The sequence below is a fragment of the Nostoc sp. UHCC 0302 genome (assembly GCF_038096175.1).
Lineage (GTDB): Bacteria > Cyanobacteriota > Cyanobacteriia > Cyanobacteriales > Nostocaceae > UHCC-0302.
On the sequence record NZ_CP151099.1, the window covers coordinates 5,616,145 to 5,642,567 of the forward strand.

General features: G+C 40.0%; 25 protein-coding genes. 10 read left to right on the top strand and 15 right to left on the bottom strand.

Going from position 1 to position 26,423, the window contains the following annotated elements:
- Positions 1 to 58 precede the first annotated feature (58 nt).
- Both map and WKK05_RS24355 read right to left on the bottom strand, forming a co-directional pair.
- Entirely contained in the window at positions 59 to 829 is a 771-nt protein-coding gene (gene map, locus WKK05_RS24350; RefSeq protein ID WP_341525626.1) for a type I methionyl aminopeptidase, read from the bottom strand.
- 21 nt (positions 830 to 850) lie between these two features.
- Complete coding sequence (locus WKK05_RS24355) at positions 851 to 1,858, bottom strand: Gfo/Idh/MocA family oxidoreductase (protein ID WP_341525627.1); 1,008 nt, start codon at positions 1,856 to 1,858, stop codon at positions 851 to 853.
- Between the two features lie 469 nt (positions 1,859 to 2,327).
- Between WKK05_RS24355 and WKK05_RS24360 the strand changes: the two genes are divergently transcribed.
- Positions 2,328 to 2,627 (top strand): ferredoxin, encoded by a 300-nt coding sequence (locus tag WKK05_RS24360; RefSeq protein ID WP_341525628.1) that lies wholly within the window; start codon positions 2,328 to 2,330, stop codon positions 2,625 to 2,627.
- Positions 2,628 to 2,945: 318 nt separating this feature from the next.
- Here WKK05_RS24360 and WKK05_RS24365 read toward each other — a convergent pair whose 3' ends face one another.
- Entirely contained in the window at positions 2,946 to 4,610 is a 1,665-nt protein-coding gene (locus WKK05_RS24365) for a SpoIID/LytB domain-containing protein (protein ID WP_341525629.1), read from the bottom strand.
- Positions 4,611 to 4,723: 113 nt separating this feature from the next.
- Here WKK05_RS24365 and WKK05_RS24370 point away from each other — a divergent pair, with 113 nt between their 5' ends.
- From WKK05_RS24370 to WKK05_RS24390, 5 genes are all read left to right on the top strand, one after another.
- Entirely contained in the window at positions 4,724 to 4,987 is a 264-nt protein-coding gene (locus WKK05_RS24370; RefSeq protein WP_341531181.1) for a sulfiredoxin, read from the top strand.
- Between the two features lie 116 nt (positions 4,988 to 5,103).
- Complete coding sequence (locus tag WKK05_RS24375; protein WP_341525630.1) at positions 5,104 to 5,595, top strand: Dps family protein; 492 nt, start codon at positions 5,104 to 5,106, stop codon at positions 5,593 to 5,595.
- Between the two features lie 161 nt (positions 5,596 to 5,756).
- Complete coding sequence (gene grpE, locus WKK05_RS24380) at positions 5,757 to 6,437, top strand: nucleotide exchange factor GrpE (protein WP_341525631.1); 681 nt, start codon at positions 5,757 to 5,759, stop codon at positions 6,435 to 6,437.
- Between the two features lie 248 nt (positions 6,438 to 6,685).
- On the top strand, positions 6,686 to 9,295 hold the full coding sequence (locus WKK05_RS24385; protein ID WP_341525632.1) for a PAS domain-containing protein: 2,610 nt from the start codon (positions 6,686 to 6,688) through the stop codon (positions 9,293 to 9,295).
- A 249-nt stretch (positions 9,296 to 9,544) separates the two neighbouring features.
- The gene (locus tag WKK05_RS24390; RefSeq protein ID WP_341525633.1) at positions 9,545 to 9,871 is read left to right on the top strand and encodes an STAS domain-containing protein; all 327 of its coding nucleotides are present in this window, start codon (positions 9,545 to 9,547) and stop codon (positions 9,869 to 9,871) included.
- Here the strand turns inward: WKK05_RS24390 and WKK05_RS24395 are convergent, their stop codons facing one another.
- From WKK05_RS24395 to WKK05_RS24450, 12 genes are all read right to left on the bottom strand, one after another.
- Positions 9,872 to 11,008 (bottom strand): SpoIIE family protein phosphatase, encoded by a 1,137-nt coding sequence (locus WKK05_RS24395; protein ID WP_341525634.1) that lies wholly within the window; start codon positions 11,006 to 11,008, stop codon positions 9,872 to 9,874.
- 152 nt (positions 11,009 to 11,160) lie between these two features.
- The gene (locus WKK05_RS24400; RefSeq protein ID WP_341531182.1) at positions 11,161 to 11,928 is read right to left on the bottom strand and encodes a DUF1350 family protein; all 768 of its coding nucleotides are present in this window, start codon (positions 11,926 to 11,928) and stop codon (positions 11,161 to 11,163) included.
- A gap of 157 nt (positions 11,929 to 12,085) precedes the next feature.
- Positions 12,086 to 12,805, bottom strand: a complete 720-nt coding sequence (locus WKK05_RS24405) for a hypothetical protein (protein WP_341525635.1) — start codon at positions 12,803 to 12,805, stop codon at positions 12,086 to 12,088.
- Positions 12,806 to 13,583: 778 nt separating this feature from the next.
- Positions 13,584 to 15,494 (bottom strand): M48 family metallopeptidase, encoded by a 1,911-nt coding sequence (locus WKK05_RS24410; protein ID WP_341525636.1) that lies wholly within the window; start codon positions 15,492 to 15,494, stop codon positions 13,584 to 13,586.
- 6 nt (positions 15,495 to 15,500) lie between these two features.
- Complete coding sequence (locus WKK05_RS24415; RefSeq protein ID WP_341525637.1) at positions 15,501 to 16,097, bottom strand: LemA family protein; 597 nt, start codon at positions 16,095 to 16,097, stop codon at positions 15,501 to 15,503.
- Between the two features lie 290 nt (positions 16,098 to 16,387).
- Positions 16,388 to 16,639 (bottom strand): hypothetical protein, encoded by a 252-nt coding sequence (locus WKK05_RS24420; protein WP_341525638.1) that lies wholly within the window; start codon positions 16,637 to 16,639, stop codon positions 16,388 to 16,390.
- 4 nt (positions 16,640 to 16,643) lie between these two features.
- Entirely contained in the window at positions 16,644 to 16,871 is a 228-nt protein-coding gene (locus WKK05_RS24425; protein ID WP_341525639.1) for a DNA-binding protein, read from the bottom strand.
- A 351-nt stretch (positions 16,872 to 17,222) separates the two neighbouring features.
- The gene (locus tag WKK05_RS24430; protein ID WP_341525640.1) at positions 17,223 to 17,441 is read right to left on the bottom strand and encodes a type II toxin-antitoxin system HicA family toxin; all 219 of its coding nucleotides are present in this window, start codon (positions 17,439 to 17,441) and stop codon (positions 17,223 to 17,225) included.
- Complete coding sequence (locus WKK05_RS24435; RefSeq protein WP_341525641.1) at positions 17,442 to 17,660, bottom strand: type II toxin-antitoxin system HicB family antitoxin; 219 nt, start codon at positions 17,658 to 17,660, stop codon at positions 17,442 to 17,444. It lies immediately after the preceding gene.
- A gap of 184 nt (positions 17,661 to 17,844) precedes the next feature.
- Positions 17,845 to 18,246, bottom strand: coding sequence for a type II toxin-antitoxin system VapC family toxin (locus WKK05_RS24440; protein WP_341525642.1), 402 nt, complete (start codon positions 18,244 to 18,246; stop codon positions 17,845 to 17,847).
- Positions 18,243 to 18,518 (bottom strand): hypothetical protein, encoded by a 276-nt coding sequence (locus WKK05_RS24445; RefSeq protein WP_341525643.1) that lies wholly within the window; start codon positions 18,516 to 18,518, stop codon positions 18,243 to 18,245. Before WKK05_RS24445 ends, WKK05_RS24440 begins: the two co-directional genes overlap by 4 nt.
- 582 nt (positions 18,519 to 19,100) lie before the next feature.
- Entirely contained in the window at positions 19,101 to 21,314 is a 2,214-nt protein-coding gene (locus WKK05_RS24450) for a phosphoketolase (RefSeq protein ID WP_341525644.1), read from the bottom strand.
- A gap of 432 nt (positions 21,315 to 21,746) precedes the next feature.
- Between WKK05_RS24450 and WKK05_RS24455 the strand changes: the two genes are divergently transcribed.
- From WKK05_RS24455 to WKK05_RS24470, 4 genes are all read left to right on the top strand, one after another.
- Positions 21,747 to 23,102: a cytochrome P450 gene (locus tag WKK05_RS24455; RefSeq protein ID WP_341525645.1), complete on the top strand. Its 1,356-nt coding sequence runs from the start codon at positions 21,747 to 21,749 to the stop codon at positions 23,100 to 23,102.
- 120 nt (positions 23,103 to 23,222) lie between these two features.
- Positions 23,223 to 23,981, top strand: a complete 759-nt coding sequence (locus tag WKK05_RS24460; protein ID WP_341525646.1) for a DUF2993 domain-containing protein — start codon at positions 23,223 to 23,225, stop codon at positions 23,979 to 23,981.
- 110 nt (positions 23,982 to 24,091) lie between these two features.
- Positions 24,092 to 25,786, top strand: coding sequence for a beta-carotene ketolase CrtO (crtO, locus tag WKK05_RS24465; RefSeq protein WP_341525647.1), 1,695 nt, complete (start codon positions 24,092 to 24,094; stop codon positions 25,784 to 25,786).
- A gap of 229 nt (positions 25,787 to 26,015) precedes the next feature.
- On the top strand, positions 26,016 to 26,420 hold the full coding sequence (locus WKK05_RS24470) for a hypothetical protein (protein WP_341525648.1): 405 nt from the start codon (positions 26,016 to 26,018) through the stop codon (positions 26,418 to 26,420).
- Positions 26,421 to 26,423 lie beyond the last annotated feature (3 nt).

Below are 26,423 nucleotides of genomic sequence, written 5' to 3' on the forward strand. Positions count from 1 at the left end.
GGGCAGGGGAGAAAATTTGTAAGTTTTACCTAAAATGCCCTATTTTAATTAATGTTTATTACTCACCATCAGATAAAGTGAGGATTTCAACTCCATCTTCTGTGACGGCTAAGGTATGCTCACACTGGGCTGAAAGCTTGCGATCGCGAGTTACAGCAGTCCAACCATCACTCAAAACTTCCACTTCCCAAGTGCCTTCGTTAATCATCGGCTCAATGGTAAACACCATCCCAGGTCTAATCCGTTTGCCTTTGCCACGCGTACCATAATGCGGAATATCAGGCGCAGTGTGGAAAATATTGCTAATGCCGTGTCCAACGAAGTCTCGCACTACAGAAAAGCCTTGTGCTTCAGCATACTCTTGAATCGCTGCACCAATGTCGCCAATCCGCGCCCCCGGTTTGACTTCAGCAATACCTAAGTAGAGACACTTTTCGGTCACCTCCACTAGCTTTTTCGCCTTTGGAGAAGGAGTACCGACTAAAAATGTCTTGGATGTATCGCCGTGATAACCTTCAACAATCGGCGTTACATCGATGTTGATAATGTCACCGTCCTTAAGAATCTGCTTGGCATTGGGGATACCGTGACAAATTACCTCATTTACACTGGTGCAAATTGATTTCGGATAACCTTTGTAGCCTAGAGGTGCGCTTTTAGCCCCGTGTGCCTGTGTCCAACGTTCGGCTTCATCATTGAGTTCGAGAGTACTTACTCCTGGCTTCACCAGTGGTTCAAGATGCTGTAAAAGTTTGGCAGCCAAACGTCCCGCCTGGCGCATTTTGTCTAATTCTCGTTGCGATAAAACAGTGATTAGTTCAGTTTTCATGAAATTTCATCTGGAGGATTTTTACATAAATATCGTTAACCCCGTCTGTGCAGCTCTTTTAGCGGCATCAGCAACTTTTAGAGTATACAAGCTCTCTTCTGGAGTAACGTACAAAGGAGTGCCATCAAAAAGATGGTCTAGTACCATATTCGTATCTTTGGCAAACAAACCCCGGCGAGTTCCAACTTCTATGGGCGTTGTTTCTCCGTCTTGAATAAAAAATCCGGTATCGCCATCAAAAATTAACCCTCCTTTTTCGCCATGAACTTCAAATTTGCGTTCTGGCTGCCAGAGTGTTTCACCTTTGCCATAAATTACTTGTGCTAAAAGTCCACTACTGAAGTTCACTTGAGTAATGCAGAAACAGGTTTGATAGTATTCTGATTCTGGTTCGGTTTCCCAATATCGTTGATGAGAGTTAACAGTTAATACTTGACCAAACAAATCAGTGAGACGATGTAATCGGGATAGCGCACCAATCAAAGGAAAACCAAAAAGCTCATGGTTATAAGTCCACTTGCGCGGTGCGGGATGCAGCGGATTGATTGTGCTATAGCGAACATAAAACACATTGCCAACTTTTGCTATGTGCTGCTTCAAAGCTTGATGCAGCCCGCCTAAGAGTTCGATATGCTCAACGTGGAGTAGTTTTTGTTTGGCTTTGGCTAAGGCGATGAGTTCTTCAGCTTCTACCACGTCCAACGAAAGGGGATACTCTACAATGACGTGCTTACCATGAGTGAGTGCTGCACGGGCGATCACACCATGATCTCGATTAATAGTGGATATCACTATCAAATCCACATCTTCACGCTCTACTAGCTGTTGCCAAGAATCGAATGCCTCAGTTTGGTATTGTGTGGCAAACTCTTGTGTTTTTTCGGCGTTATGACCAACAATTCCAACTAAATGCGATCGCGCACGCTCATCATTTAGCAATGCCTCAGCCCGGAACTTTGCTGCATTTCCAGTACCAACTAAACCCACACGCACTTTTTCTTTTTCCAAAGCCGTCTCTGAATTATACATGATCCTCACTAGTTCCGTTTTTGACACTACCGAACAGTTAAAAGGTGTGGGATTCTTGATGTGGAGTTTAATACTGGAGGATTTTCAGGCTTACTGTCTAATTTGTCAAGCAATAGATGCTTTTCTATACAGCTTTTACTATTTTTTAGCAACTGCTTAATTAATGATAAATACTATCAATCCCACCCGTATTTCACGTGATTTATTTACCAATTCACGTTTTTTCCCCCAAACATAGTTATTTCTAATAGCAGCCTCATTAACATATTCGAAATATAATTAAAACTTATCAGTATTAACTAACTAAATTTCATTACTAATCGCGGTCAATTTCCAGTTACATACATTAGTTTTTCTCGTAGTATCAGAATTGAAGCAAATTTGAATCGACGGCTACTTCTATAAGAAAAGCCGTACTATTTGCTTTAGCATAACTTATACTGCCGTTTGCAAAAGAGAGGACTACTCAATGCCAACTTTCAAAGTGAGACTAATCAACGAAGCCGAAGGTCTAGACCAAACCATTGACGTTGATGATGATGTTTATATTTTAGATGCTGCTGAAGAAGCAGGTCTTGACTTACCTTACTCTTGCCGCGCTGGTGCTTGCTCTACCTGTGCAGGTAAACTTAAAGAAGGTACGGTTGATCAGTCTGACCAGTCATTCTTGGATGACGATCAGATAGAAGCTGGATATGTGCTGACCTGTGTCGCCTACCCAACATCTAACGTGACAATCGAAACTCACAAAGAAGAAGAGCTCTACTAAGAGTTAGGCGCCTCAATAATAAATCTCTTGCAAGAGTTACTGATGTTAGAAAAATAGAAGCAGCACATTTTAGGAAAAAATTCCCTAATTGTGTGCATCTTCAAGCTAATTTGGCAAACGTCTTATTTCACGTAAGGCAGGAACACAGTAAATTTTGTGTTCCTGCTTAATTAACATTTTTTTAGTTTGCTCAATTGATGCTACTACAGACTGAGTAGTAGCGATAGTTTAACGATGTTGTCGAGTTTTTAACTAAAAGCCCATTTCATTTATTAGACAACGAAGGGATGAAAATATTTCTTCTCCAGTTGTTAGATTTTAGAACTTAATTTCATCGCTGAGCATTTTTATCTGAGTGTTGGGATAGTAGAATTGCAAAATTTTTGGACTCGACCAACCTAGTTTGGCTAAATTTTGAGCGCCAGTTTGGCTAAGCCCGACTCCATGTCCTAAGCCACCACCAATAAAAGCATATCCCCATAAATCCGGCTTACCTTTGTTCAAAGGTTCCAGGTAAAAAAGGGTACTTCTGGGAGCAGCAAAAGCACTGCGAACTTCATCTTTGTGTAGAATAAAAGTGCCAATATCAGTTTTAACGGCGAGTTCCAGAATGCGCCCACTCTGGCTTCGCTTCACTACGGCCATAGCCTGAATTTTTTTAAATTTCGCATAAGGATTGTTTTTCACCTGCAAAAATTTCTGCAAGTCCTTGGTGATATCCTCTATAGGAGTTTCTTTGCGCCAGCGAAACATATCCCAGGTACTTTCATTAAATCCTTTTTGCAGACTAATAAACTGCTTAAAATTCTTTTCATTGTCTAAACTCTGCTTAGACAAGTTCCAAAAATTATTAGCAGTATCCACTACTGGGCGCAGATAGGGGCGATCTTTTCCATTCCAGACATCGCTAAAAGAAGCGGTGACGCCACCTGTAGTAGAAGAATAAAGGGCATCCGCTAGCTGATTTTCATAAGTTAGTACCATACCCCTGGTTGCGGCGATCGCTTTATCTGTTTTACTAGCCGCTCCATTCAGCCCATAATAAACTTGGCAGTGAGTATCAGCACACAATTGGTAGTTATCTGTGGCAAATCTATCTAAATTCCGCAAGGCATAAGTTCGGGCAAGAATTGTTTGGGCTTCTAGTGCTGCTGTTGGCGCATCTGTACCAATTTCATAAGGTACAACCCCACGCAAATAAGTTTCTAATGGCACTTCATTCACTAGAGTGTATGTACCGTAAGCATTCGGCTGTAAAGTTAGCCGTCCAGCGTAAAGACGAGCATTTCCAGGTTTTTCGTCTTTATCCACCCGAATTAAGTTGTTTTCTGTGCTAATTTCTACATTGGTTGGGCTGTAACGTTTGCCATCCACTACCCAACTAACTCGTGGCACTTGTTTTAATACTTTAGTATCAATTTTTCCAATTTTATTACCAGAACTTTGTATGCTTTGCAATAGTAAGCGCCGCAGTAGGGGAGTACTGTAAACATCCCGTTTTGCCCAAACTTGCCAGCGTTCTGGCTGGGCTATTTCCACCTCTATTCCCTGAGAACGCCAATTTTGGGCGCTGTCTTCAGCATTCTCAAAGGTGCGATAAGTACCTAAAACTACCACTTCCTCAACTGCTGGCTGGGGTAAGGCTTGCATCACCGTTTCCAGTTTGACGGGATTTTGGGTAACTAAGGTTTGCTGCTTGTTGCCTGCCTGAAATTTTAGCTTTAAGCGATCGCCTTTTGTTGGTTCTAGTTGCAGCTTTGCTTTGGGTTTGTCTCCAAATCGCTGCACAATCCCAATCCTCAGTTCTACATCTTTTGTTTTACTTGCAGGGCCAGATGCAGCAGTCAATCCCAATAAACAAAATGCTGTGAGTACAGTGTAGGAAAAACGCCAGAACGAAAATTTCATGGAAATTCGATTGTACCCCTCTGTGTGCTGGGGCAGATTTTCCAGTTGCTTCGTAACGCGGTGTTTTTGTCGCATGAGCGCTCCAATGATACCATTACCAGTTTTGCCTCTAAAATAAGTTGCAATACGAAGTCATAATGACTATGATTTATATAGAGATACAAACAGAACTAGTTGAAAAAACTCCTATGGTGAGAGTTCAAGAAATTCCATTAAATCAAATCAAGCGGCCATTGCCCCGTGCCAACGATCCCAATAAAGTAGAAGCCTTAATGGAATCGATTGCGGCAATTGGACAGCAAGAACCCATAGATGTCTTAGAAGTAGATGGACAATATTATGGCTTTTCTGGTTGCCATCGTTATGAAGCTTGTCAGCGTTTGGGTAAAGAAACCATTCTAGCCAAAGTCCGCAAAGCTCCTCGCAGTGTTTTAAAGATGCATTTGGCATAGTGTATGGGTCATAGGGCATAGAGCATGGGAGCATAGAACTTGGGGCATGGCAAAAAATAGCAGACAATCAATGATGCCCAATACCCAATTACATATAACTTAATTAGGAGAAAATTATGTCATCTCTAGGAACAGTTAAAAATGTGAATATCGGCATAGACGAAGCAAGTAGAGCTAAAATCGCCGAGGGGCTGTCTCGCTTGTTGGCTGACACGTACACACTGTATCTGAAAACTCATAATTTCCATTGGAACGTTACAGGCCCAATGTTCCAAACTTTGCATCTGATGTTTGAAACACAGTATACAGAATTAGCCTTAGCCGTTGATTTGATTGCCGAGAGGATTAGAGCATTAGGCTATCCTGCACCAGGAACCTATAGTGAATATGCCAAACTGAGTTCGATTGCAGAAACCCCAGGAGTTCCGAAAGCGAAAGAAATGATCGGTTTACTGGTGGAAGGACAAGAAGCCGTAGCCAGAACTGCGCGGTCTATTTTCCCCGTAGTTGAAGAGGTAAATGACGAACCCACCGTTGATTTATTGACTCAGCGGATGCAAGTTCACGAAAAGACAGCTTGGATGTTGAGAAGTTTACTGGAAGAATAAGACTAAGGAAAGGGGCAGCACTTCTCTACGAAAGGCTGCGCCCTAAGCGCAGCTATGCCGCAGGCTTTACGACTATGCTCAGTGACCGAGGGGCAGGGAGCAGGGGAGAATAACTATTGACTCCTAATTCCTAACTCTCAATGCCCAATCCCCCATCCCCAATGCCCAATCCTAATTTCACCCAGAAGTTGCAAGATTTAATGCAACGGGTGGGTATTTCCAGTTTTAGAGCGCTAAGTCGTGCTGCTGACGTTTCAGAACGTCAAATTTTGCGGTTGCGGCAGGGCAAGCTAGAGCAGATGCGGCTGGATGTGTTGCTCAAGCTGTCGTTAGTGCTACAAATACCATTGAATGAAGTAGTAGCCACTTTTTCAACACTCAAGACTCAAGACTCAGGGTTCAAGGCTCAGGACTCAGGACTTAGCACCACTGAGAAAGAAATTGTAGATTTAAAAAGAGAGTATGAGCGATCGCAACTAGCACTAGAACAACAGCGTGAAGTATTGCAGCAAGAATTCCAGCAGTCGAGCTTACAACTGCTGGAATCTTTGTTATTACAATGGCCGACAGCAGCAGCGAAAGCACAAGAGAATCCAGAGTTAGCAGCAGTCAAAATAGTACCATTGGTACAAAAGCCGTTAGAGAAACTATTACAGGCTTGGGGTGTAGAAGTGATCGCACCTGTAGGAGCCGAAATACCTTATGATCCTCAATTGCACCAATTGATGGATGGAGACGCGCAACCTGGGGAAACAGTCAAGGTGCGTTACACTGGCTATCTTCAAAGCGAAAAGCTGCTTTACAGAGCTAGAGTGAGTCCTGTTAGGGGGAATAGGGAATAGGGAATAGGGAGTCGAAGAGCAGGCAGAAAAAAATTCCTAATCCCCAATCCCCACTGTCAACTGTCAACTGTCCACTAATGCCCAATCCCAATCCCCAGCCCTAACTTTTATCAATCCCTGTTGAGAATTTACAGACCGTGGGAATACTAAAACAGCAGAGACAATAGCCTCGGAGAACCTCAGAAAGTGGTGGTGTATTTAACCTCCAGCGAGCGGAGGCTAAAACCATTACAAAAAGGATTTCGGGGATGCAAAAGGACGATATCCTCCATCAACCAGAGGAAGTTACTAACAATTGTTCACTTAGAGAGCAACAGGAAAATTTTTCTGTTGCTTTTCTACTTCAGATCATCAACGGTACGGAAGACCCCATTTTGGTCAAAGACCGTCAACACCGCTGGGTGCTGATCAACGATGCCTTTTGTAATTTCTTGAGGCGTAGTCGAGAAGAGTTGATTGGCAAACTAGATTATGACTTATTACCAAAAGCTGAAGCAGATGTAATGTGGGAACAAGATGAACTTGTTTTGATGACAGGCATTGCCAATGAAAATGAAGAATCTTTCACTAATAATCAGGGACAGACGCGCTTTATATCTACTAAAAAATGTTTGTTTGAGGATGATGCTGGTAACAAGTTTGTAATTGCTAGTATTCGAGACGTAACACAATATAAGCAGGTGGAAGCTGACCTGCGCCAGTCAAAACAACTATTACAACTGGTGATAGACAACATCCCGCAAGGAATTTTTTGGAAAGACCGTAATTCAGTGTATCTAGGCTGTAATCAAAATTTTCTCCGTGATACATCTATTGATTCAGTAGAAACTCTCCTCGGATTGAATGACTATGATTTGCCTTGGCAAAAAGGAGAAGCTGATTGGTATCGAAAATGCGATCGCCAAGTAATGGCATCAGGTACAGCAGAACTGCATATCATTGAACCTTTACAAAAGCCAGATGGTAAGCAACATTGGATAGATACTAATAAAATACCGTTGCGCGATGTTCAGGGCAATGTAGTCGGTATCCTTGGTACTTACGAAGACATTACAGAGCGGCAACAAACTGAGAAAGCTCTACGTCAAAGCGAGACAAAATTTCAGAAGCTATCGGCGAATGTGCCAGGAATGTTGTATCAATTTATGCTACATCCCGATGGCTCATTCTCTTTTCCCTATGTAAATTCTGGTTCTTATGAGATTTACGAGTTAACACCAGAAGAGATTCAAGCCGATGCCAGCTTGATAATTGCAATTGTCCATGCAGATGAACGTGAGGAATTTGTCAATTCAATCGCTGTTTCTGGCCAAACCTTACAACCTTGGCAGTGGCAAGGGCGAATCGTTTTGCCTGACGGAAAATTTAAATGGATACAAGGTGTATCCCGCCCAGAACTACAAGCAGATGGGTCGATTATCTGGGATGGCCTAGTAATAGATATAACTCCTCGTAAACAGATAGAAGAGGCACTCCAGCAAGCTTATGCAGAACTGGAAAAACGAGTAGAAGAACGGACAAAACAACTAGCACAAAGTAATGAGGTGTTACAAACTGAGATTAAAGAACGACAGCAGGCAGAAGCGCAGCTTCTAGAGAAAGAGCAATTTTTACGTAGTGTCTATGATGGCTCAGAACATTGCATATTTGTCGTGGATATTCTAGAAGATGGGGACGTTTGCTATACAGGTTGGAATCCATCCACAGAGCGTGCCACTAAGTTAAGTAACATAAACGTCATTGGTAAAAAACCAGAGGATGTGCATGGTGCAGTTGAAGGTGCAGCAGTACGCCAGAGATTTATAAAATGCTTAACAGCAGGTACGCCTATTACCCAGGAGTCGTGCTTGACTTTTGAAGGTCAAAAAACTTGGTGGCTAACTACAATTAATCCACTCAAAGATAGTGAAGGTAAAATCTATCGATTGGTGGGAACTACACTTAATATTACTGAACGCATACGGGCAGAAACTCAAATCAAGCAGCAGGCGGAAGATTTAGAAACAGCCCTCCAAGAACTTCAACGAACTCAATTGCAACTAGTTCAAAGCGAGAAGATGTCAGGTTTAGGGCAACTGGTAGCAGGTATTGCTCATGAAATTAATAACCCGGTCAGTTTCATTTACGGCAACCTAGCACACGCCAACGATTACATTCAAGACTTAGTGAGGCTGTTACAACTCTACCAGCAGCACTATCCCCAGCCCCTAACTGAAATTCAGGAATTAGCGGCAGAGATAGAGGTAGAATTCTTAATTGAGGACTTGCTCAAACTCTTCAATTCGATGAAAGTAGGAGCAAAGCGGATTCAGGAGATTGTTTTATCCCTACGTAACTTCTCTCGCATGGATGAAGCCGAGATGAAGGAGGTAAATATCTATGAGGGAATCGACAGCGCTCTGATGATTCTAGAACATCGCATTCGGGCTACATCTGATCGCCCTGCGATTCAGGTGATTAAAGAATATAATGAGTTGCCGTTAGTGGAATGTTATGCTGGTCAACTCAACCAAGTATTTATGAATATTTTGACAAATGCGATCGATGCTTTAGAAGAGTCAACAGTCCAAAACCCTAGACTTTTAGTTAAACCACAGATTCACATTTGTACTCAATTACTAAAGCCAAATCAAGTCGTAATTCGCATTGCTGACAACGGGGCGGGAATACTAGAGGAAGTGAAACAGCGTCTATTTGACCCTTTCTTTAGTACCAAGCCTATTGGTAAAGGCACTGGGATGGGGTTGTCTATTAGCTACCAAATTATCTCACAAAAGCATGGAGGTACCTTGGAATGCGTTTCTCAGCCTGGAAATGGGGCTGAGTTTGTAATTACTATTCCTCTTCGCCAAGGGTAACTGCCACCTTGATATTTCAAAAAGATTCAATCTATGGATTTGAGCTTGGGGTAACTAAATTTAAATTATTTGGCTTTTTATTAAAGTTTTTTAATCTACCTATAATACTAATTCGTAATTGGTAATTCCTAATTAAGAGACATTTAAAAAGACATGATACAGGCGGTTTACACTACCTTTCCCTGTTTCTCATGATTGGGATATACTAGCGAGAGTAGAACAGCGTTCACATATTTAGCATAAAATATCATGAGAGAGCAAGTCAAAGTTATTAAACTTAGCGGGAATTTAAATGCCACTACTTCACAAGAATTTCGGCACAATATTACTCAAGTTATTGAGAATGGAGCGAAAGTTGTGTTAGTTGATTTTCAAGATGTTACGTTTATGGATAGTTCGGGTTTGGGAGCTTTGGTGCTAGCTTTCAAAACATTGCGGGCAGCAGATAGCAAGCTGGTTGTCTGCTCAATTAATGAGCAAGTCAGGATATTATTTGAATTGACTAATATGGATAAAGTATTTGAAATATTTCCTAATCAAGAAGCATTTAACCAAGTATTATTTTCTAAAAATTAACTAATCAAACTTAATCTGTAGGATAGATAAATCATCATCAAAAGCCTCTTTGGAGTTCAAATCAATTAGATAATTCAGTACCTTATCCAGTTGAGAATTAACAGGATGCTGTAAGTTACTGAGCATCTGAATAAAAGCATCTAAACTCCAAAGAGTGCCATCTGATTTAGTAATTTCATAAGCACCATCACTAAAAATATAAAGAGTACTGAATTTTTCAATATAGCAATACCCATCTACATATTTTGCCTCTGGAAACATCCCAACTGGCATTCCTGGAGTTTTTAAGTGTTTAACTTCAGAGATGTTTGGAGATGTATGAGATACTAATATTGCTGGTGGATGACCTGCACTAGCATAAGTTAACTGACGCTTAACTCGGTTGTAAACACCGTACCAGATAGTAAAGTATTTGTCATTTTGATAATTCATTTGGAAGGTATCATTTAAAGCCTTCAAGACATCACTTGGTTGATAGTAATTGAGACTTTTAAGCGCACGAGAACGAAGGAGATTCAATACTGAAACAGAGGGAAGAGTAGCTTTAAGCCCGTGTCCAGCAGTATCTAATAAGTAAATTGCCAGATAATCAGAATCGAGCCAGTAGTAATCAAAGCAATCGCCGCCAAGTTGGCGTGAGGGAATGAACCGGAAATTTATATTGAAGGGTTCACTCATGGGGAAAGGTAGAAGCGATCGCACATATTCTGCTGCTTCTGCCATCTCTGTTTCTAAGAGCAGTTTTTGAGTTTGTAAATCCCGACTTAGTTGATGCAAACGCAATCCTGCTCTTACCCTTGCTTGCAATTCATTTTGCTCAATGGGTTTGGAAATAAAATCATCTGCACCAGCATCTAGCCCTTTGACACAATCGGCAACTGAATCCAATGATGTTAACAAAATGAAGAATGTAGTAGATAATATTGGATCTGTCTTGATGCGGTGACAGACTTCTAAACCATTTAAACCTGGCATAATCCAATCACAAATAATTAATGCCGGACGGCAATCTAAAGCTTTTTCTATTCCTTCCTCTCCGCTACTGGCAGCAATTACTTTGTAACCCTGTTTTTCTAACATCCTTTTCAGGAGTATTTTTATTGAATGGTCATCATCAATTATTAGTATTTGAAACATAGAAAATTAAGTGTAGGAAGAATTAATAATTATCTGTATAAATAAAAATATAATTATGACTAATAAATTAGTAGTATCAATATCCCAAGAGATACTACTAAGCTATTTCCAATTACTAATAGACTTTATAACCTTTGGAAAGCCATAAAATATTATGGAGGTGAAAGAGGATTCAGCCACAAGAGGATGGTACGCCTTAGTTGGTTTAAGTCGCGGTATGCTTCTTGCTTGAACCATTGCCCAAGGGCGTCAAAAGGGGTAAAAGATGTTCCTGTTTGCCATTTGATGTCTTGTCCTAAAGGAGTAGTGTGAGTTCCTGGTAAAGTTTGTGCTGTTACCATCTCAGGAAAGCGTTCTTGTAAGATTTTGGTTAAAGCTGCCGATTGGTCGATGGTGTCATTGCTAAATTTTATTAATAAATTGCGCCGAATATTGTATTTTTCTTGTACAAGCTTGTTGGTTTCTAAGGGTGTGGGGGTAAACTCAATCGCAAAAGTAGAATTGAACTGTTCTACTAAGGGGATAGCTTCTCGTGCGGCGTAGTTGTTGAAGGATATTAAGATATTGCCTGCGCGTTCTACACTAAAAAGGCTACCAATCAGCAGGTGTAATTTACAACCCATACTGTGTCCTACGCCGTAGATGGGAAGGTAGAGCTTGCGTAATGCTCCAGTATCTTGTAGGCGTTCGAGAGTACGGTCAAAGTTTAACAGTACTGATTTTGCGATCGCAGTATGATCCAATGTATTGACGAAAGGCGTGGCAATCACAACGTATCCTTTAGCTGCCAATTGTTCCATTAACCATCGGTAAGTGATGTGAGGTGCTGTAGCAACGAATGCACCTCCTAAAAAATGAATAATACCGATAGGATTTCGGGGAATGACTACCCAGTTACCTCTAATTTCTTTCCAGTCCATGCTGATGAGCGATCGTTTCATGAATATTCTTTATGTTAGTCTGGCGATCGTGGTCATGGGGAGACTTATAGAAAAGCGATTAAGGAAATTAAACGTGAATAAGCCATTTTCTCTCCAACTGAACTACTTCCACACGGATTTGCTCGGAGTACTAATTTTAACGTTGACTTTGCAACCTTCTCATTTCATGCTGTACATCTAAAGCAATTTCTAATGCTTCATTGAGTAACCTTCCATGCTCAGTAGCTTGTTCAGTCACTTGCATAGCTGTTAAAGTTGCTAAATTATTGACAAACAGTTCTGTATTCGTAAGAATAAAACTTTTGTTTTCTCTCAAAATCCTTTCTGTCTTCAAAGCACGAATTAAATCTGTTTTTGTCAGTTTCAGTGCTGCTATTACTTTCTCTCTTTCCTTGATACTCACTTCTGGGTTACCAGCTTCTTCTATTTGATCATTGATATCTATTGCTTTAATAACAGCATTATATCTATCAACATCATTTAAGAGAATTAATAGAGAGTTTGTCATATTAGCTTTGACAACTTTAGTTCTTTTTTTCCATATTAAATATAAGATTGTTTGAATTAATCCACCAATCCAAAGCCCCGAAAGTATTAACAACAACCATGATGGAGTTGTTATCCATGTGGCAAATAGCTTGATTAATATGTCAAATATTAAATAGCCAAGAACCACTGTAGAGAAACCAATAAAAATTACAGTTGCTCCCTCAGAACCTTTGATTTTTTTTATCAACTTTTTCCCCAATATTTGGAGAGGATTTATAATGATAACAAGTTCATCGTTAACAGGTAAATTAGTCAGCTTTTGCAGTTCTTTTTGACTAACCTCCAAGCCCTGTAAATCATCCCGCACAGCTTTGTAATCCTTGCCAGAAGAGTTATTTAGTATAATATAGCAATCAAATTTCTGTAATGCTAAGCAAGTGGGTATTTTGTCTAAAAATTTTCAAGCAAATTAATATTTCTATGCAAAAGATAGTTTTTTGGTAGAATAGGATACTCTTTGAGAAAAATAACTGGTTATACTTTAAGAGTAGCGAGAACGAAAACGAAATTATTAGCCTGTAAATATAGAGGAGATTAAGCAGAATTATTGTCTATATAAACTGGTATTTGAAGCTATTCAGAAGAACGCTAGAATATATGGACAATTGCTATTAGGGTGCTGTTTACTTATCTACTTTTACAGGCTAATTTTATTTTCTACAGTTGCCTACAAACACACTTCATATATTTAATTTAATTAGCTAACATTAGCTGATAATTCTAAAGTTAACGAAAGTGCTTATCGTGTTAAGGCTTACGTGAGTTTGACAGATTTTAAAAACCCCTCTTTGCGTCGAAGACGGGTTGGGGAGAGGTTCATCGAACTCACATTAAGGCTTTAATGCATTAGCGTCGGTTGCCGTCTCCAATTACTTCCAAGACGAGGAGTGTTTTGCAGTTAGAAAAATCTAAGCTGATGCTCGAATACTATAAGTTAAACACTTTAAACTTGAAAAGTCCGCAGAGGCGGACTTTGTTTATATAGTTAGAAATAATTCCGTCTCACTATTTACCAATTGATAATTGACAATTAATTAATTTAAGGTTTAAAGCCTCCCGCATTTGTCAACTGTCAATTGTTGAAATTAACTTTGCTTTAGAGAAGATGATTTTTGTTTTGAAATACCACGTTGAGGATTTAAAAATGGAGGTATGGGACAGTCTAATGTCATAGCGATCGCTCTTAGTAAATCTGCCTCTGATGGAGTAACTTTATTATCTAAAAGTACTGTGTGAGCGCAGGCATCAACAATAGCTTGTTTAAGCTTGGGAGTTGCAAGGCGCAGGCGGTCGATGCTTTTTTTAACTTCAGGCAAATTACAGTTTACAGGTGTATCAACTTTTTCTTGTTGTCCAGCTCCAGGAAGTCTGAAAACTCCAGAATGAAATGCATAAGTAATTGCATCAGGTTGAGAGTGTCCGACGCGTGCAAGTGCTGAAAGTACTAGGATGCTATCTGACCAAATCTGCTCTATGGAGGTGAATTCTACCGTTGTCACGGACGTAGGATTTATACAAGGTTGGAGACGATACCACAGTATTAGCTGCAACACAAAATGCCATAGTGATAAACTTCCGGTAGCTACAACTAAACCCTGTAGACATTTGTACAGCCTTTGGCAATCTTTGGCTGAATTTTGACGGAATGTAGGTATTGTCAAATCTACAAGTGGCAAGCGAATATTACGGTCTAACTGAGCAATTTCGCTACTAAATTCTAGAGTTTTTTCTACCACCTCAGCAGGTTGCACTTCACGCAACCACGTAATTTGGCGTTCTTGGATTTGGAGATTTTCAGTATCTAAGGCTAACGCAAAAGCGATCGCCATTGCACTTTGCTGCTCCCGCACGCCCAAGCGTAAAGATTCTGGTAGCTTTGACAACAGTGCTTGAGCATGGGCAAAATGCTCTGGTGCAACGCTTCCCACTTGGTTTACTACCTGTTCTGGTGTTGTAGCATTTGTAGCACTAGCAAAACCCATTACTAAAGAATCTGGGGAAGAAGAAGTTCTCTGATTCCGGTTAGAAGATGGTACATTGCGAACCTTCACACCCCCAATGCGGCGGATACGTTCTGTTAGAGGTGGATGGGTAGAAAATATATCTTCCCAGAAAGAGGGATTGAGGGCATTGCTAAAGAACATATGGCTGGCGGCTTCTGCATTTGGCGAAACCAAGCGTGAATCCATTTGTTGGAGTTTTTGCAATACTCCAGTCATGCCATTAGGGTTACGAGTGAACTGTACTGCTGAAGCATCGGCAAGAAATTCGCGTTGACGAGAAACTGCGGCTTTAATCAGACGTCCGCAGAGTAATCCGATACCGCCAATTGCCATTAGTGCTAAGCCAAATGCCCATAGAGGTAAACCTTTATCTTCGCGGGAACTGCTGCGAAAACGTAACAGCAATTCTCCAGTTAAGTAGATGAACAAAATACCGTGTAGCAGTCCTACCAAACGTAAATTCAGCTGCATATCTCCATTAAGAATGTGGCTGAATTCATGCCCGATAACTCCTTGTAACTCATCGCGGTTTAGGTGTTGCAAACTTCCACGGGTAACTCCAATTACGGCATCGTTGGGCGTAAACCCCGCAGCAAAAGCATTAATACCCGTTTCGGACTCTAGGAGATAGACTTCTGGCACGGAAATACCAGAAGCGATCGCCATTTCCTCAACAATATTTAATAGTTGTCGCCCTTGTTCATCTGCTGTTTCTGGCAGCAGCAGTCGTCCTCCCAACTCTTGGGCAATTACGCTTCCCCCTTCTCGGAGACAGAGGATTTTATACAAACTTGCCAGAGCGATCGCAATTATTGTGATTCCAGCTACGTAGAGAAATAATCCTGGATGCCACCAAATCCGAGGAGCCATGCGGAATAGAAATAACGCAGCAATATAAATCGCAAGAATCATGACTGCGATTGATAGGGTAAACAATCCAATTAACTGTTGCGTGTTTTGGCGTGCTTTATCTTGATGTTCAAAGAAATTCATAGACACCTAAAAAGACACGCGCGGGGCATTTTTCACTTCGGGAGCAGCTTCTGGTAGCAATTCTGCAAGAGTAAAGTTAAAACTATTGGCTATAAGATTGCTGGGGAAAGATTCGGATTTGGTGTTGTAAAGTGTTATGGCGTCATTGAAAGCTTGACGAGCAAAAGCAATCCGATTTTCAGTAGAAGATAGTTCTTCCATTACTTGACTCATGGCGCGATCGGCTTTTAAGTCTGGGTAAGATTCAGAAAGTACAATTAAGCGGCTTAATGCACCTGTCAACGCTGCTTCTGCATTGCCCAATTGCTGCATCGCTTGTGGATTACCTGGATTTTGTACGGCACGACTGCTAGCATTAATTGCAGAGTTACGAGCGGCAATCACCGCTTCTAGGGTTTCGCGCTCGTGTTTCATGTACCCTTTGGCAGTTTCTACCAAGTTAGGAATTAAGTCATAACGACGTTGTAATTGAACATCGATTTGAGAGTAAGCATTCTTGTAGCGGTTGCGATACTTGACTAAATCGTTGTAGCTATTAATGATAATTACAGTAACAATGGCAGCTACAGCAACAGAAAATATTAAAAGCCCGATAATACTCATAAATTTCAATCCATTAACTTGTGGATGGAGAATTTAAACTGCTTTGAAAGGTAAATTTTTATAGCAATTTAAATAAATTACTGTTTTATAAATTTACTAATCAAAATAGTTTTTATATCTAGAAAAAGTTTGCTAGATATAAAAATGAGTTTATTTCAGTAAGTTGGCTTCGTCGTCTGTAGAATCAATTACGCAAGTTTACTGAGGTTAATCTCGCGCAGAGAGGAAGGATCAGAGAAAGCTGAGTCTTCACCAATAATTTAAGACTGTGGTACGTGTCGTTAAATGAGTTACCTATTAATTTGGGTGAATAAAGAATAACCGCTGACAGCAACAATGAAAAGTATGGCAGCAGGAAAGATTACTACATCCCGGACAATAAATAAAATCCAATCTTTTCTAAGTTCTTGTTTAAATTTGAGTTCTCGCAGCTTTCGCTCAAGTTCTACGTCTTCTTTAGGCTGTAAGTTTGCTATTGATAAGGTTAGTGGATTGTCACCTTTTTTAGCAATTATTTCCGATAAATCTTTTTTATCTTTCATGCTATTAGATGCCAACAATTTCAGTTTCAATATTTTGGTTCTCGTCTGCAATCCAGATATGCTTGCCTTTTTGCTTGGCTTCTACTGCTATTTCTAAGAGTGCGATCGCTTTTAGCAATACCTCAGCATTATCTACATTCATTTGTTGCGCCAGATGGTTGAGTGTCTCATAAAGTTCTGGCGATAAATCTAAATTTATTTGAATTCGTTGGGTTTTTCCTTGTGCAATCATTTTTAAAATATTTGTATAAAGTAAAACTAGATTTTAATATCAGAAACACATATTAAATCAAATAAAAGGATTTAATATTTTTACTTTATTATTTATTAGCTGATTATGCTGCATATCTTCCGAGTAAATAATTGAGCATTCACTTAGTAAAGCTGTAGCTATAATCATAACGTCCAAGAGAGCGATCACGGGTGATAAATTAGTTAATGCGATCGCATATATTTACTCTAAGACAATGGGGCGACTGAAGTCGCGGTTAAAGTAAACTAGCTACGAATATTTCAAGAAATTATATAATTAGTCAACATTGATTATTACTGATGCAGATCATCTCAATGCTTTTCTGTTAGTTCATCTGTTTTCGAGGAATTCATCAACTGTAATTCCTACCTGTCTAATCAAACTTCTAAGTAATCCAGGTGCTAATTCCCGATGATTAGGAATTGATAAAGTTGGTTTGGATTCACACCAAAGTATCATGTGACTTCCAGTTTGGTGATCTAATATATAACCAAACTTTTCAAAAATCTTGACAGCTTCTTTACCGGAGATATTTGATAAACGTCCCATTTATACTACAACTTCCCCGATAAAAACTTGCGATTCCTTCATAATATAAGGTTGGCCATGTTTAGCTTGAACATGGAGATATCCTGTAATGGCATCTTTAATATTTTCAATTGCCTCATCTAGGGTTTTGCCTTGACTCACACAGCCTGGAAGTTCAGGAACTTCAGCAATATAGCCTTCATATTCTGAATCAAAGGTAAAAATAACTTGAAATCTCATAATAAATTAATTTTTTCTAGTTGAGTGCCTAAAATAAATATAACGTCCAAGAGAGTGATCGCACTATGCTTAACTATAAGACTCAACTGAAAATCTACTACAAATAATAATCAATGCGATCGCATATATTTACTCTCAGGCAATGGTGCGATCGCTTTTAGCAAAACTTCAGCATTATATTGTTTTAAAGTAAAATCCAGTTCTCTAACTGTAAATTAGAAATACGGCTGTAGTGACGAGTATTGTTAGTTACTAAAATGTAATTTCTTGTTAATGCAACACTAGCGATTAGTAAATCAAATTCAGCAATTGTTTGTCCTATTTTACGAAGTTCTGCCTTTAATTCACCAAACTTTTTGAGAGCAGGGTCGCTTAAAGGTAAAACGGGTAAGTTCTGAATAAATTGCTCTGCATTAGCTAAGTTTTCTGATACTCGATTAGAATTGTATGCACCATAGTACAATTCAGCAGCAGTGATGGCACAAATACTTACCTTACTCCATCCTACTGTTAAAAGTTTTTCCCTAACTGGCTGGCGACCATTAAGCCAATATATACAGGTATCAGTGTCGAGTAAATAATTCACAAGGTATAATCGCGATCGTTTACAGTACGACTTGAATATATTTCATCGATAATTTCTTCAGCAGTGCGTGTGTCTTCCCAAGTTCCGAAAGTTTCTAAAAAAGCTTGTGGGGGATGATTTGAATCTGTTGGTTTTATTAACAAATTCTCTTGTTCTAGTTTCTGTCTCTCTTGTTTAATAACCTTCTGAACAATTTTGACGATTAAAGCTTCTAAATCTTCTACTGTTAGGCTACTTATAAGTTGGTCTGATGTATATTGGGTATTTTCCATAAAAAACATTTCCAGCTATTGAAGTCGATATTATAGCGGTTTTCGCATGAATAAGGTATAGAAAAAATCATTTACTCGTAGGGGCATACACTTATGCGCCCTTACCTGTGTACCTCATTTAAATGAAAATCGCTATATTGTATTTTACCTTAGAGCTTATTTATAATATATCGCTCTTTTCCTCAACGCTTTAGTAGTCCTATATCTTGTAAATCAAGTTTCTGGCTTGTAAATCAGCTTTTGCAACTTATAAATCAAGTTTTGAAATCGTAAATCAAGTTTTGAACTTCTAAATCAATTTTTGAACTCGTAAATCAAGTTTTAAACTTCTAAATCAAGTTTTGAAATCGTAAATTAGCTTCAGAACTCATGAATCAGGTTTTGAAGCTAAAAGTCTATTCTCAAGCTCAATATACTTTTGTTATCGACAATTTTCATCAAATATCGTTGGATTACTATTGTTTGCTAATTCCAAGGCTGGAAAAATCCTGTTAAATAAAAAACGCAAATATACGCATAAAAACGCCATATTTCAGCGTTTATACACATATAAATGCGATAAAAGTAGAGGAAATTGTAGCTTTAATGCACTAACGCGATCGCTCTTTTTGTCAACGCCTCCGCAGTCAAACCATTAAACGCCATCAACTCACCAGCACTCGCTGTAGTTTCCCCACGCTTCCAAGCAAAAGTATCGCGCTTGGCTGTACTCCGCAGCAAAATTGGTTCCAGCATCCCCGCAGCACCACCTGTTACAGCAATTAGCGCATCACCATCAAATAATTTGGCAAATTGTGCGTCATCCAAGAAACCGCCTTCGGGTTCAGAACAAGTTTCCCACGCAGTATCATCCGAACGATACAATTGCCGAGGATTGATTACAGAAACTATCTTGACGCCAATACCTTCATTTTCTAAGAAAGTAGCTGCTTCAAAAACTGGTAATAATGTTAAATCGCCAATCACAGCAAATACAACTTGCTTGTCACCCGCAACTTCATGCAACACAACAGCACCATCACGTAATGCTTGACGAGTTTGTTCTAAAGTGGTGCGAATTGGTAACGGCGACTTACTTGCAGTAATCACAATTCCTTTATTCTTAGTTTTTAATGCCCAGTCATAACAAACTTGGATACTATTAGCATCGGGGGGAAATAATGGGAAAACATTTCCATTTCGCATCAGCGAAGCAAAGTAAGCTTCAATTTCTGGACGTTGGTGAGTCCAGCCGTTACGCCCTTGCTCTAATGCTCCTGCTGTGAATAAAGTAGTAGTCGAGGGAGTTTGACGGCGCAATTCTGCCATTGCTTGCGTTACAGTTTGCCAAATTGGTAATCCATTGATGGCAAAAGATTCGTAGGAACACCACAAAGTTCTCGCACCCATTAGCGATAAACCAGCAGCTAAACCTGCACAAGCATCTTCACTCAAAGGTTCGTAAACTTGTCCGTTTGGTGCTTGGTTATATAAATCATCGGGTGTGGGGTGGATAATCTTGAGTGCTTGGTTGATGTTGGCAATTCCTGATGCTTCGTTACCATCGGCGTTGGTGACAAGGAAATTTTTATCTTTTTGTCCTACTATTCCCACCAATCGTCCCATCGCGGTTGTGGAAACCTTTGGTTCACCACCAACTGCATATTCTTCTAAAGGTAATTCGCCTAAATCTGGTAATGGTAATTCAAATTCTGTGACTACAGTTTTCGCTGCGGGGCCACCGCCAGCGCGTTCAGCATTTGTCCGTACTAATTGCCAAGCTTCTGGTGATAAAGCACGTCCTTGCAATGCACTAATAATATGAGGAGCATCCAGCGTATCTTTAGGATAGAGGTTGTGAGATTTAGCACCTCTAGCGTGGACTCCTGCGCCCTTAAGTTGTTTAATGATGAAGACGGTAAGCTTGCCGCCTAGTGCCGATCGCGCTGCTTGATCTACACCCGAAAGTACTGCTTTAGTAAATGCTAGCCGTTGCTCAAAGGAAAAAGCGGTACTATCAACATAATCCCCTGGTTGGTTTTGATCATCAAAATCCTTGGCATCCACCAACACGACTTCATCAAAACCGTTACCTTGCCAGTATGCTTTCATCTGTTCATTGGTTTTGAGAGAAACCATGCTGTGATGTTCTTGGCTGTAACCATTCCACACCAACACAGGTAAGAAGTTTGTGACAGCAGGATAAGCAGTATGGAAGTGAGCGATCGCACTTACAATATAAGGCTCACCCAGTCCACCATCACCAACTGTAAACGGGAATAATTTATCTTTGTGGAGTAGCGCAGCGGATAAAGCAAAGTGTTGTCCTTGCCCCAAAGGCCCCGCAGGTGCAAGAATACCAGGGATGTAACCAGAAAGATGTCCTAAAAGTCCATGCTTTTCCCGAAAGCGATCGCGCAATTGTTGGACTGTAAAAATTCCCATGTCCTCCAAAGAACGATCCAAGAACATGGCACTATAAAATCCGGGGGCGTGGTGTCCAACTTCCGTGATAATATTTTTATGTCCCAGCATGACCAAAGCTGCATAAGCTTCCGCTTGGCTGGCGAATCCGCCTGGATGCCCAGAAGCTTTGCTAGCGGTTACTTGTAGTGTCAGGTAACGTAGAGCATCAGCAGCCAGTAGAGTTTGATACACAGCAGCATCATCTGTAGGATCAGCGATCGCTACCTTACCCGATTCAATAGCAGGTTTTGCAGCATAAGTTTCAAAATCTGGTAGTGCTTCACCAAAATATTGAATCCCTTCAGAAAAATTGGGAAGCGCTGAAGATGCCTTTGGGGTGATTGCCGTCATGCTGAGTACCTTATAATAATGAGAGGAAACCGTAGATGCTCGTTTAATTTAACAAAAATTTTACATCTTTCTGGTTGTAAAAGTTTATTAGTATTTTGTGATAGTGAATATAAATAAACGAAATATATATTAGCCAAAACTTAAATATTCATAGATTATACTTTTTATTAAATCCCTAATCTTAAACTCTTTCTCTGCGCCTCTGCGTGAAACAAAAAATATTTTTGCCACAAGTCTATTATTTTATAAAAATGGTGCGTTATCAGCGCAGCGTAACGCACCCTACAGAACTAATATTTACTCCAGAAAATATCAATAGTGTATTAATAGTCAAGTCTCTGTAGCAGGATACAACTTTTTTTTGAATCCGTGTATATTTCATAATGCAGATAAATTCAATATATCTCTGCACTTTGTGTATCCCTCTGCGTTATGAAATTAGTTGAAAAATCCCGCACACCATCCTTATTACAAACGCTGCAATTAATTGCTCAACCCACAAAATTTTTAGAAGATTGCGCTACTAAATACGGCGATACTTTTACAGTTCGTGTATTAGGATTAAAGTCCCCGCCAGTAGTATTTTTTAGCCATCCTCAAGCAATTAGTGATTGTTTTGCTGTACCTGCACATAAGTTAGATTTTAAAAAAGCAACTTATGTATTCAAACCATTATTTGGAGAGAATTCTATTGTATTGCAAGAGGCGCGATCGCATTATCGACAACGCCAGTTATTACTACCAGCTTTTCATGGCGATCGCATGAAATCTTACGGTAAAATTATTTGTCAAATTACAGAAGAATGTACAAAAAGCTGGACAGAAAATAGCTCATATTCTATACATAAAGTGATGTCCGATATCACTTTACAAATTATCTTACAGGTAGTATTTGGGATTAGTCCTGGTGTCCGTTATCAACAATTACAAGAAAAACTGAGTTCTTTATTAGAAAACGTTACCAAACCTTGGTATTCTAGTTTGTTTTTTGTTCCCTGGCTACAACAAGATTTAGGCACATGGAGTCCTTGGGGAAACTATCTCAAAAAACGAGAGCAAATTGACAAACTCATCTATGCAGAAATTTACGAAAGACGTTTACAAAATGATGTTACACGTACTGATATTCTCAGCCTACTGATGTCAGCGCATGATGAAAATGGAGAGCAGATGACAGATGAAGAATTACGTGATCAATTAGTTTCACTGTTGCTGTTGGGTTACGAAACCACATCTGGCGTATTAGCTTGGGCATTTTATTTGATTCACTCTCATCTGGAGGTTAAAAATCAATTAATGCAGGAATTAAGCTCTTTGGATGATTATACTCCTGAAGCAATATCACAACTACCTTATCTCACTGCTGTCTGCCAAGAAACACTACGAATTTACCCCATTGCTTTGATTTGCACACCACGAATGGTAAAAGATAGCGTAGAAATTATGGGAAGTAAATTTGAACCAGGAACAGTTTTAGTTCCCAGCATTTATTTAGCACATCGGCGAGCTGAAACTTACCCCGAACCAGAAAAGTTTCAACCAGAAAGATTTCTCAATCAGAAATTTTCACCTTATGAATACTTACCCTTTGGTGGTGGTTATCGCGGCTGCATTGGTGCAGCATTTTCTATGTATGAAATGAAATTAGTGTTAGCGACAATATTATCGCAGTTTCAACTAGCTCTTACTGATAATCGTCCAGTGCATCCAGTACGCCGTGGTATTACCATTGTCCCTCGTGGTGGTGTGCAGATGGTTGTCACTGAAAAAGCAAAAGTAAAAAGCTAAAAAATTGCTTTTTGCGTAATTATTCTCTCCTCCAATTTGGATATATCGTCTTGTAGATACACTTTTACCTATTCAACATCTACAGTTAACAGTAATAGACAATTCGGAGATAAAGAATTCATGCCTGACGAACCACGGTTGGAAGAGCAATTTTTATCACAGGGAGCTGAAAAGATAGTATCTGACCAACTAAACGAAGTAGAACAAATAGATATAAATGTACGAACTGATCTGTTTAAAATTGTCCAGGGACAGGCGGATGCTGTTTCGTTTTCTGGTCAAGGATTAGTGATGCAAGAAGGTATCCGTGTGCAGGAAATTAAACTGCAAACAGATAGTATTTCCATCAATCCTTTAAGCGCTCTTTTTGGTCAAATAGAACTCAATGAGCCAGTAAATGCAGTTGCTCGTGTTGTACTCACAGAAGCAGATATTAACCGCGCTTTAAGCTCAGACTTGGTTCGGAGCAAGCCGCAAAACTTCGAGTTGAAAGTAGATGGCAAAATTGTAAGTTTTGAGTCACAAGAAATTCAGGTATTTTTACCTCATAAAGGTGAAATGGAATTTAAGGGAAAAGTGCTATTAAACGAACCTGGAAATATCCGTACGTTAGGTTTTACAGCAAGAGTTCGCCCACGCACTCATTCGCAACCTATAATCTTGGAGAGTTTCAACTGCACTCAAGGAGGAGGTATTTCACTAGAAGTAATTGTGGCACTTATGCAGAAGGTCAAAGAATGGGTAAACTTACCATATTATGAGTGGGAAGATACTGTATTCTGTATTAAATATTTAGAGGTAGAAAAGGGTAGTTTGACACTTTTGGTAGAAGCTAAGTTAAAGCAAATACCCTCTTCAGACACTTTACTATCACCTTAGTATGATAAAAAACAATCTTGAGTAATTTAAATTTTTGTAACTAACGGGTGATGGAATTTCTGACAATCTTTTTTAAGATTAAACGGATGGTATAATGTAAAATAGCAGTTATGCAAGAGTATGACGTTGTAATTATTGGTGCAGGACATAACGGACTAGTTTGTGCTGCTTATTTGCTTAAGGCAGGCTACAGCGTTCTACTGCTTGAAAAGCGTTCTGTTCCTGGTGGTGCAGCAACAACAGAAGAATGTTTACCACAGGAAGCTCCTGGATTTAAGTTTAATTTGTGCGCTATTGATCATGAATTTATTCATCTAGGGCCAGTAGTTGAAGAATTAGAACTAGAAAAATATGGCTTAGAATATCTGCAATGTGATCCAGTTGTTTTCTGTCCGCATCCAGATGGAAAATATTTTTTAGCTCACAAGTCGGTGGAAAAGACTTGTGCAGAGATTGCCCGTTATAGCGATCGCGATGCCAAAAAATATGCAGAATTTACAGACTATTGGCAACGAGCGATCGGTGCAATGGTTCCAATTTTTAATGCACCGCCAAAGTCAGTTATCGATATTGCTGGCAACTACGACATCACCAAACTCAAAGATTTATTCTCTGTAATCGGCTCGCCTAATAAGACGCTGGACTTTATTCGCAATATGTTGACCAGCGCCGAAGACTTACTTAACGAGTGGTTTGATTCAGAATTTCTGAAAGCGCCCCTAGCCAGACTAGCAGCAGAACTTGGTGCGCCGCCATCACAAAAAACCATCGGCATTGGTGCAATCATGATGGCAATGCGCCACAACCCAGGTATGGCAAGACCTCGCGGCGGGACTGGCGCACTTGTGCAAGCTTTGGTGAATTTAGTCAAAAGTAAAGGCGGCGTGATTCTCACAGATCAGCACGTTGAAAAAGTTTTGATTGATGATGGTAAAGCTGTTGGTGTGCGGGTTGCTGGTGGCAAAGAATATCGCGCTAAATGTGGGGTTATTTCTAATATTGATGCCCAGCGCCTATTTTTGCAAATGACTGATAAAAACGATATTGACGCAGCCCAACCAGAGTTATGGGAAAGATTAGAACGCCGTATCGTTAACAATAACGAAACCATCCTCAAAATAGATTTGGCTTTAGACGAACCCCTGCACTTTCCTTACCATGCCCACAAAGATGAATATCTCACTGGGTCTATTTTGATTGCAGATTCTGTTACTCACGTAGAACAGGCTCATAGTAAATGTACCTTGGGAGAAATTCCCGATTCCGACCCATCAATGTATGTGGTGATGCCTAGTCACTTAGACCCCTCATTAGCACCTCCAGGCAAGCATACCGTATGGATTGAGTTTTTTGCCCCCTATCAAATTGCGGGTGCAGAAGGCACAGGTTTAAAAGGTACTGGTTGGACAGATGAATTGAAAAATAAAGTTGCAGACAGGGTGGTTGATAAGTTGGCAACCTATTCACCAAATGTGAAAAATGCAACCATCGCCCGACGTGTAGAAAGTCCAGCAGAACTGGGAGAAAGATTAGGTGCTTATAAAGGTAATTACTACCACATTGATATGACCTTGGATCAAATGGTGTTTTTCCGTCCCTTGCCAGAAATAGCTAACTACAAAACCCCCATTGATAACTTATATCTTACTGGTGCGGGGACTCATCCAGGTGGTTCTATTTCTGGAATGCCAGGACGCAATTGTGCGCGTGTATTTTTACAAGCAAAGCATCCCATTGCTCAGACTTTGAAAGATGCACGGGATTCAATTAAGTCAACTGTAGAGTCGGTGTTCAAAATTAATTAGACGTTGCACATTGAACGAATAATAGTTTCACGCAAAGACGAGGACACTTGCCTGCGGGGGTTCCCCCCGTTGAGCAAAGTGTCCGTTGCAAAGGCGCTAAGAAAGTCTCTGCGTCTTTGCATTTTTACGGAGGACTTTTAAAGTAAGATGGCATGATCAAAATAAGACTTCTCGCAAAATATTCAGAAAATTAATAACTGAAGACATTTGGTATTGCCATAAAATCAATATGCCTGCTGAAACTGTTACTCTCCAAATTCCTGAAATCCTTTATCAGCGCCTAGTTAACACAGCGCGTGCTACCCAGCGTCCCTTAGAAGAAGTGATGATTCATGCTTTACAAGTAGGCAGCCCCCCAGGATGGGATGATGTACCAGAGGAATTTCAAGCTGACCTTGCCGCATTGGACAAGCTAGATGACAATACTCTCTGGCAAATTCTCCATAATCGAAAAACAGTAGCCGAGATGGAGCGATACAATATCCTACTTGAAGGTAACTCTAGTGGAACACTTACTGAAGCGGAACGCTTCGAGTTGATGAAATTGCGGTATGAGGCTGACCTTTTCATGCTACGTAAAGCCCAAGCAGCAGTATTACTTCGCTGGCGGGGATATAATGTACCAGCCTCTTAGCTC

Coding starts and splice junctions, on each gene's coding strand:
- WKK05_RS24450 (WP_341525644.1), bottom strand. CDS start 21,314: ATGACGGCAATCACCCCAAAGGCATCTTCAGCGCTTCCCAATTTTTCT.
- WKK05_RS24430 (WP_341525640.1), bottom strand. CDS start 17,441: ATGGGACGTTTATCAAATATCTCCGGTAAAGAAGCTGTCAAGATTTTT.
- WKK05_RS24460 (WP_341525646.1), top strand. CDS start 23,223: ATGCCTGACGAACCACGGTTGGAAGAGCAATTTTTATCACAGGGAGCT.
- map (WP_341525626.1), bottom strand. CDS start 829: ATGAAAACTGAACTAATCACTGTTTTATCGCAACGAGAATTAGACAAA.
- WKK05_RS24455 (WP_341525645.1), top strand. CDS start 21,747: ATGAAATTAGTTGAAAAATCCCGCACACCATCCTTATTACAAACGCTG.
- WKK05_RS24390 (WP_341525633.1), top strand. CDS start 9,545: ATGAGAGAGCAAGTCAAAGTTATTAAACTTAGCGGGAATTTAAATGCC.
- WKK05_RS24445 (WP_341525643.1), bottom strand. CDS start 18,518: ATGGAAAATACCCAATATACATCAGACCAACTTATAAGTAGCCTAACA.
- WKK05_RS24355 (WP_341525627.1), bottom strand. CDS start 1,858: ATGTATAATTCAGAGACGGCTTTGGAAAAAGAAAAAGTGCGTGTGGGT.
- grpE (WP_341525631.1), top strand. CDS start 5,757: ATGCCCAATCCTAATTTCACCCAGAAGTTGCAAGATTTAATGCAACGG.
- WKK05_RS24360 (WP_341525628.1), top strand. CDS start 2,328: ATGCCAACTTTCAAAGTGAGACTAATCAACGAAGCCGAAGGTCTAGAC.
- WKK05_RS24385 (WP_341525632.1), top strand. CDS start 6,686: ATGCAAAAGGACGATATCCTCCATCAACCAGAGGAAGTTACTAACAAT.
- WKK05_RS24435 (WP_341525641.1), bottom strand. CDS start 17,660: ATGAGATTTCAAGTTATTTTTACCTTTGATTCAGAATATGAAGGCTAT.
- WKK05_RS24395 (WP_341525634.1), bottom strand. CDS start 11,008: ATGTTTCAAATACTAATAATTGATGATGACCATTCAATAAAAATACTC.
- WKK05_RS24425 (WP_341525639.1), bottom strand. CDS start 16,871: ATGATTGCACAAGGAAAAACCCAACGAATTCAAATAAATTTAGATTTA.
- WKK05_RS24415 (WP_341525637.1), bottom strand. CDS start 16,097: ATGAGTATTATCGGGCTTTTAATATTTTCTGTTGCTGTAGCTGCCATT.
- WKK05_RS24470 (WP_341525648.1), top strand. CDS start 26,016: ATGCCTGCTGAAACTGTTACTCTCCAAATTCCTGAAATCCTTTATCAG.
- WKK05_RS24365 (WP_341525629.1), bottom strand. CDS start 4,610: ATGCGACAAAAACACCGCGTTACGAAGCAACTGGAAAATCTGCCCCAG.
- WKK05_RS24370 (WP_341531181.1), top strand. CDS start 4,724: ATGGTGAGAGTTCAAGAAATTCCATTAAATCAAATCAAGCGGCCATTG.
- crtO (WP_341525647.1), top strand. CDS start 24,092: ATGCAAGAGTATGACGTTGTAATTATTGGTGCAGGACATAACGGACTA.
- WKK05_RS24420 (WP_341525638.1), bottom strand. CDS start 16,639: ATGAAAGATAAAAAAGATTTATCGGAAATAATTGCTAAAAAAGGTGAC.
- WKK05_RS24400 (WP_341531182.1), bottom strand. CDS start 11,928: ATGGACTGGAAAGAAATTAGAGGTAACTGGGTAGTCATTCCCCGAAAT.
- WKK05_RS24410 (WP_341525636.1), bottom strand. CDS start 15,494: ATGAATTTCTTTGAACATCAAGATAAAGCACGCCAAAACACGCAACAG.
- WKK05_RS24375 (WP_341525630.1), top strand. CDS start 5,104: ATGTCATCTCTAGGAACAGTTAAAAATGTGAATATCGGCATAGACGAA.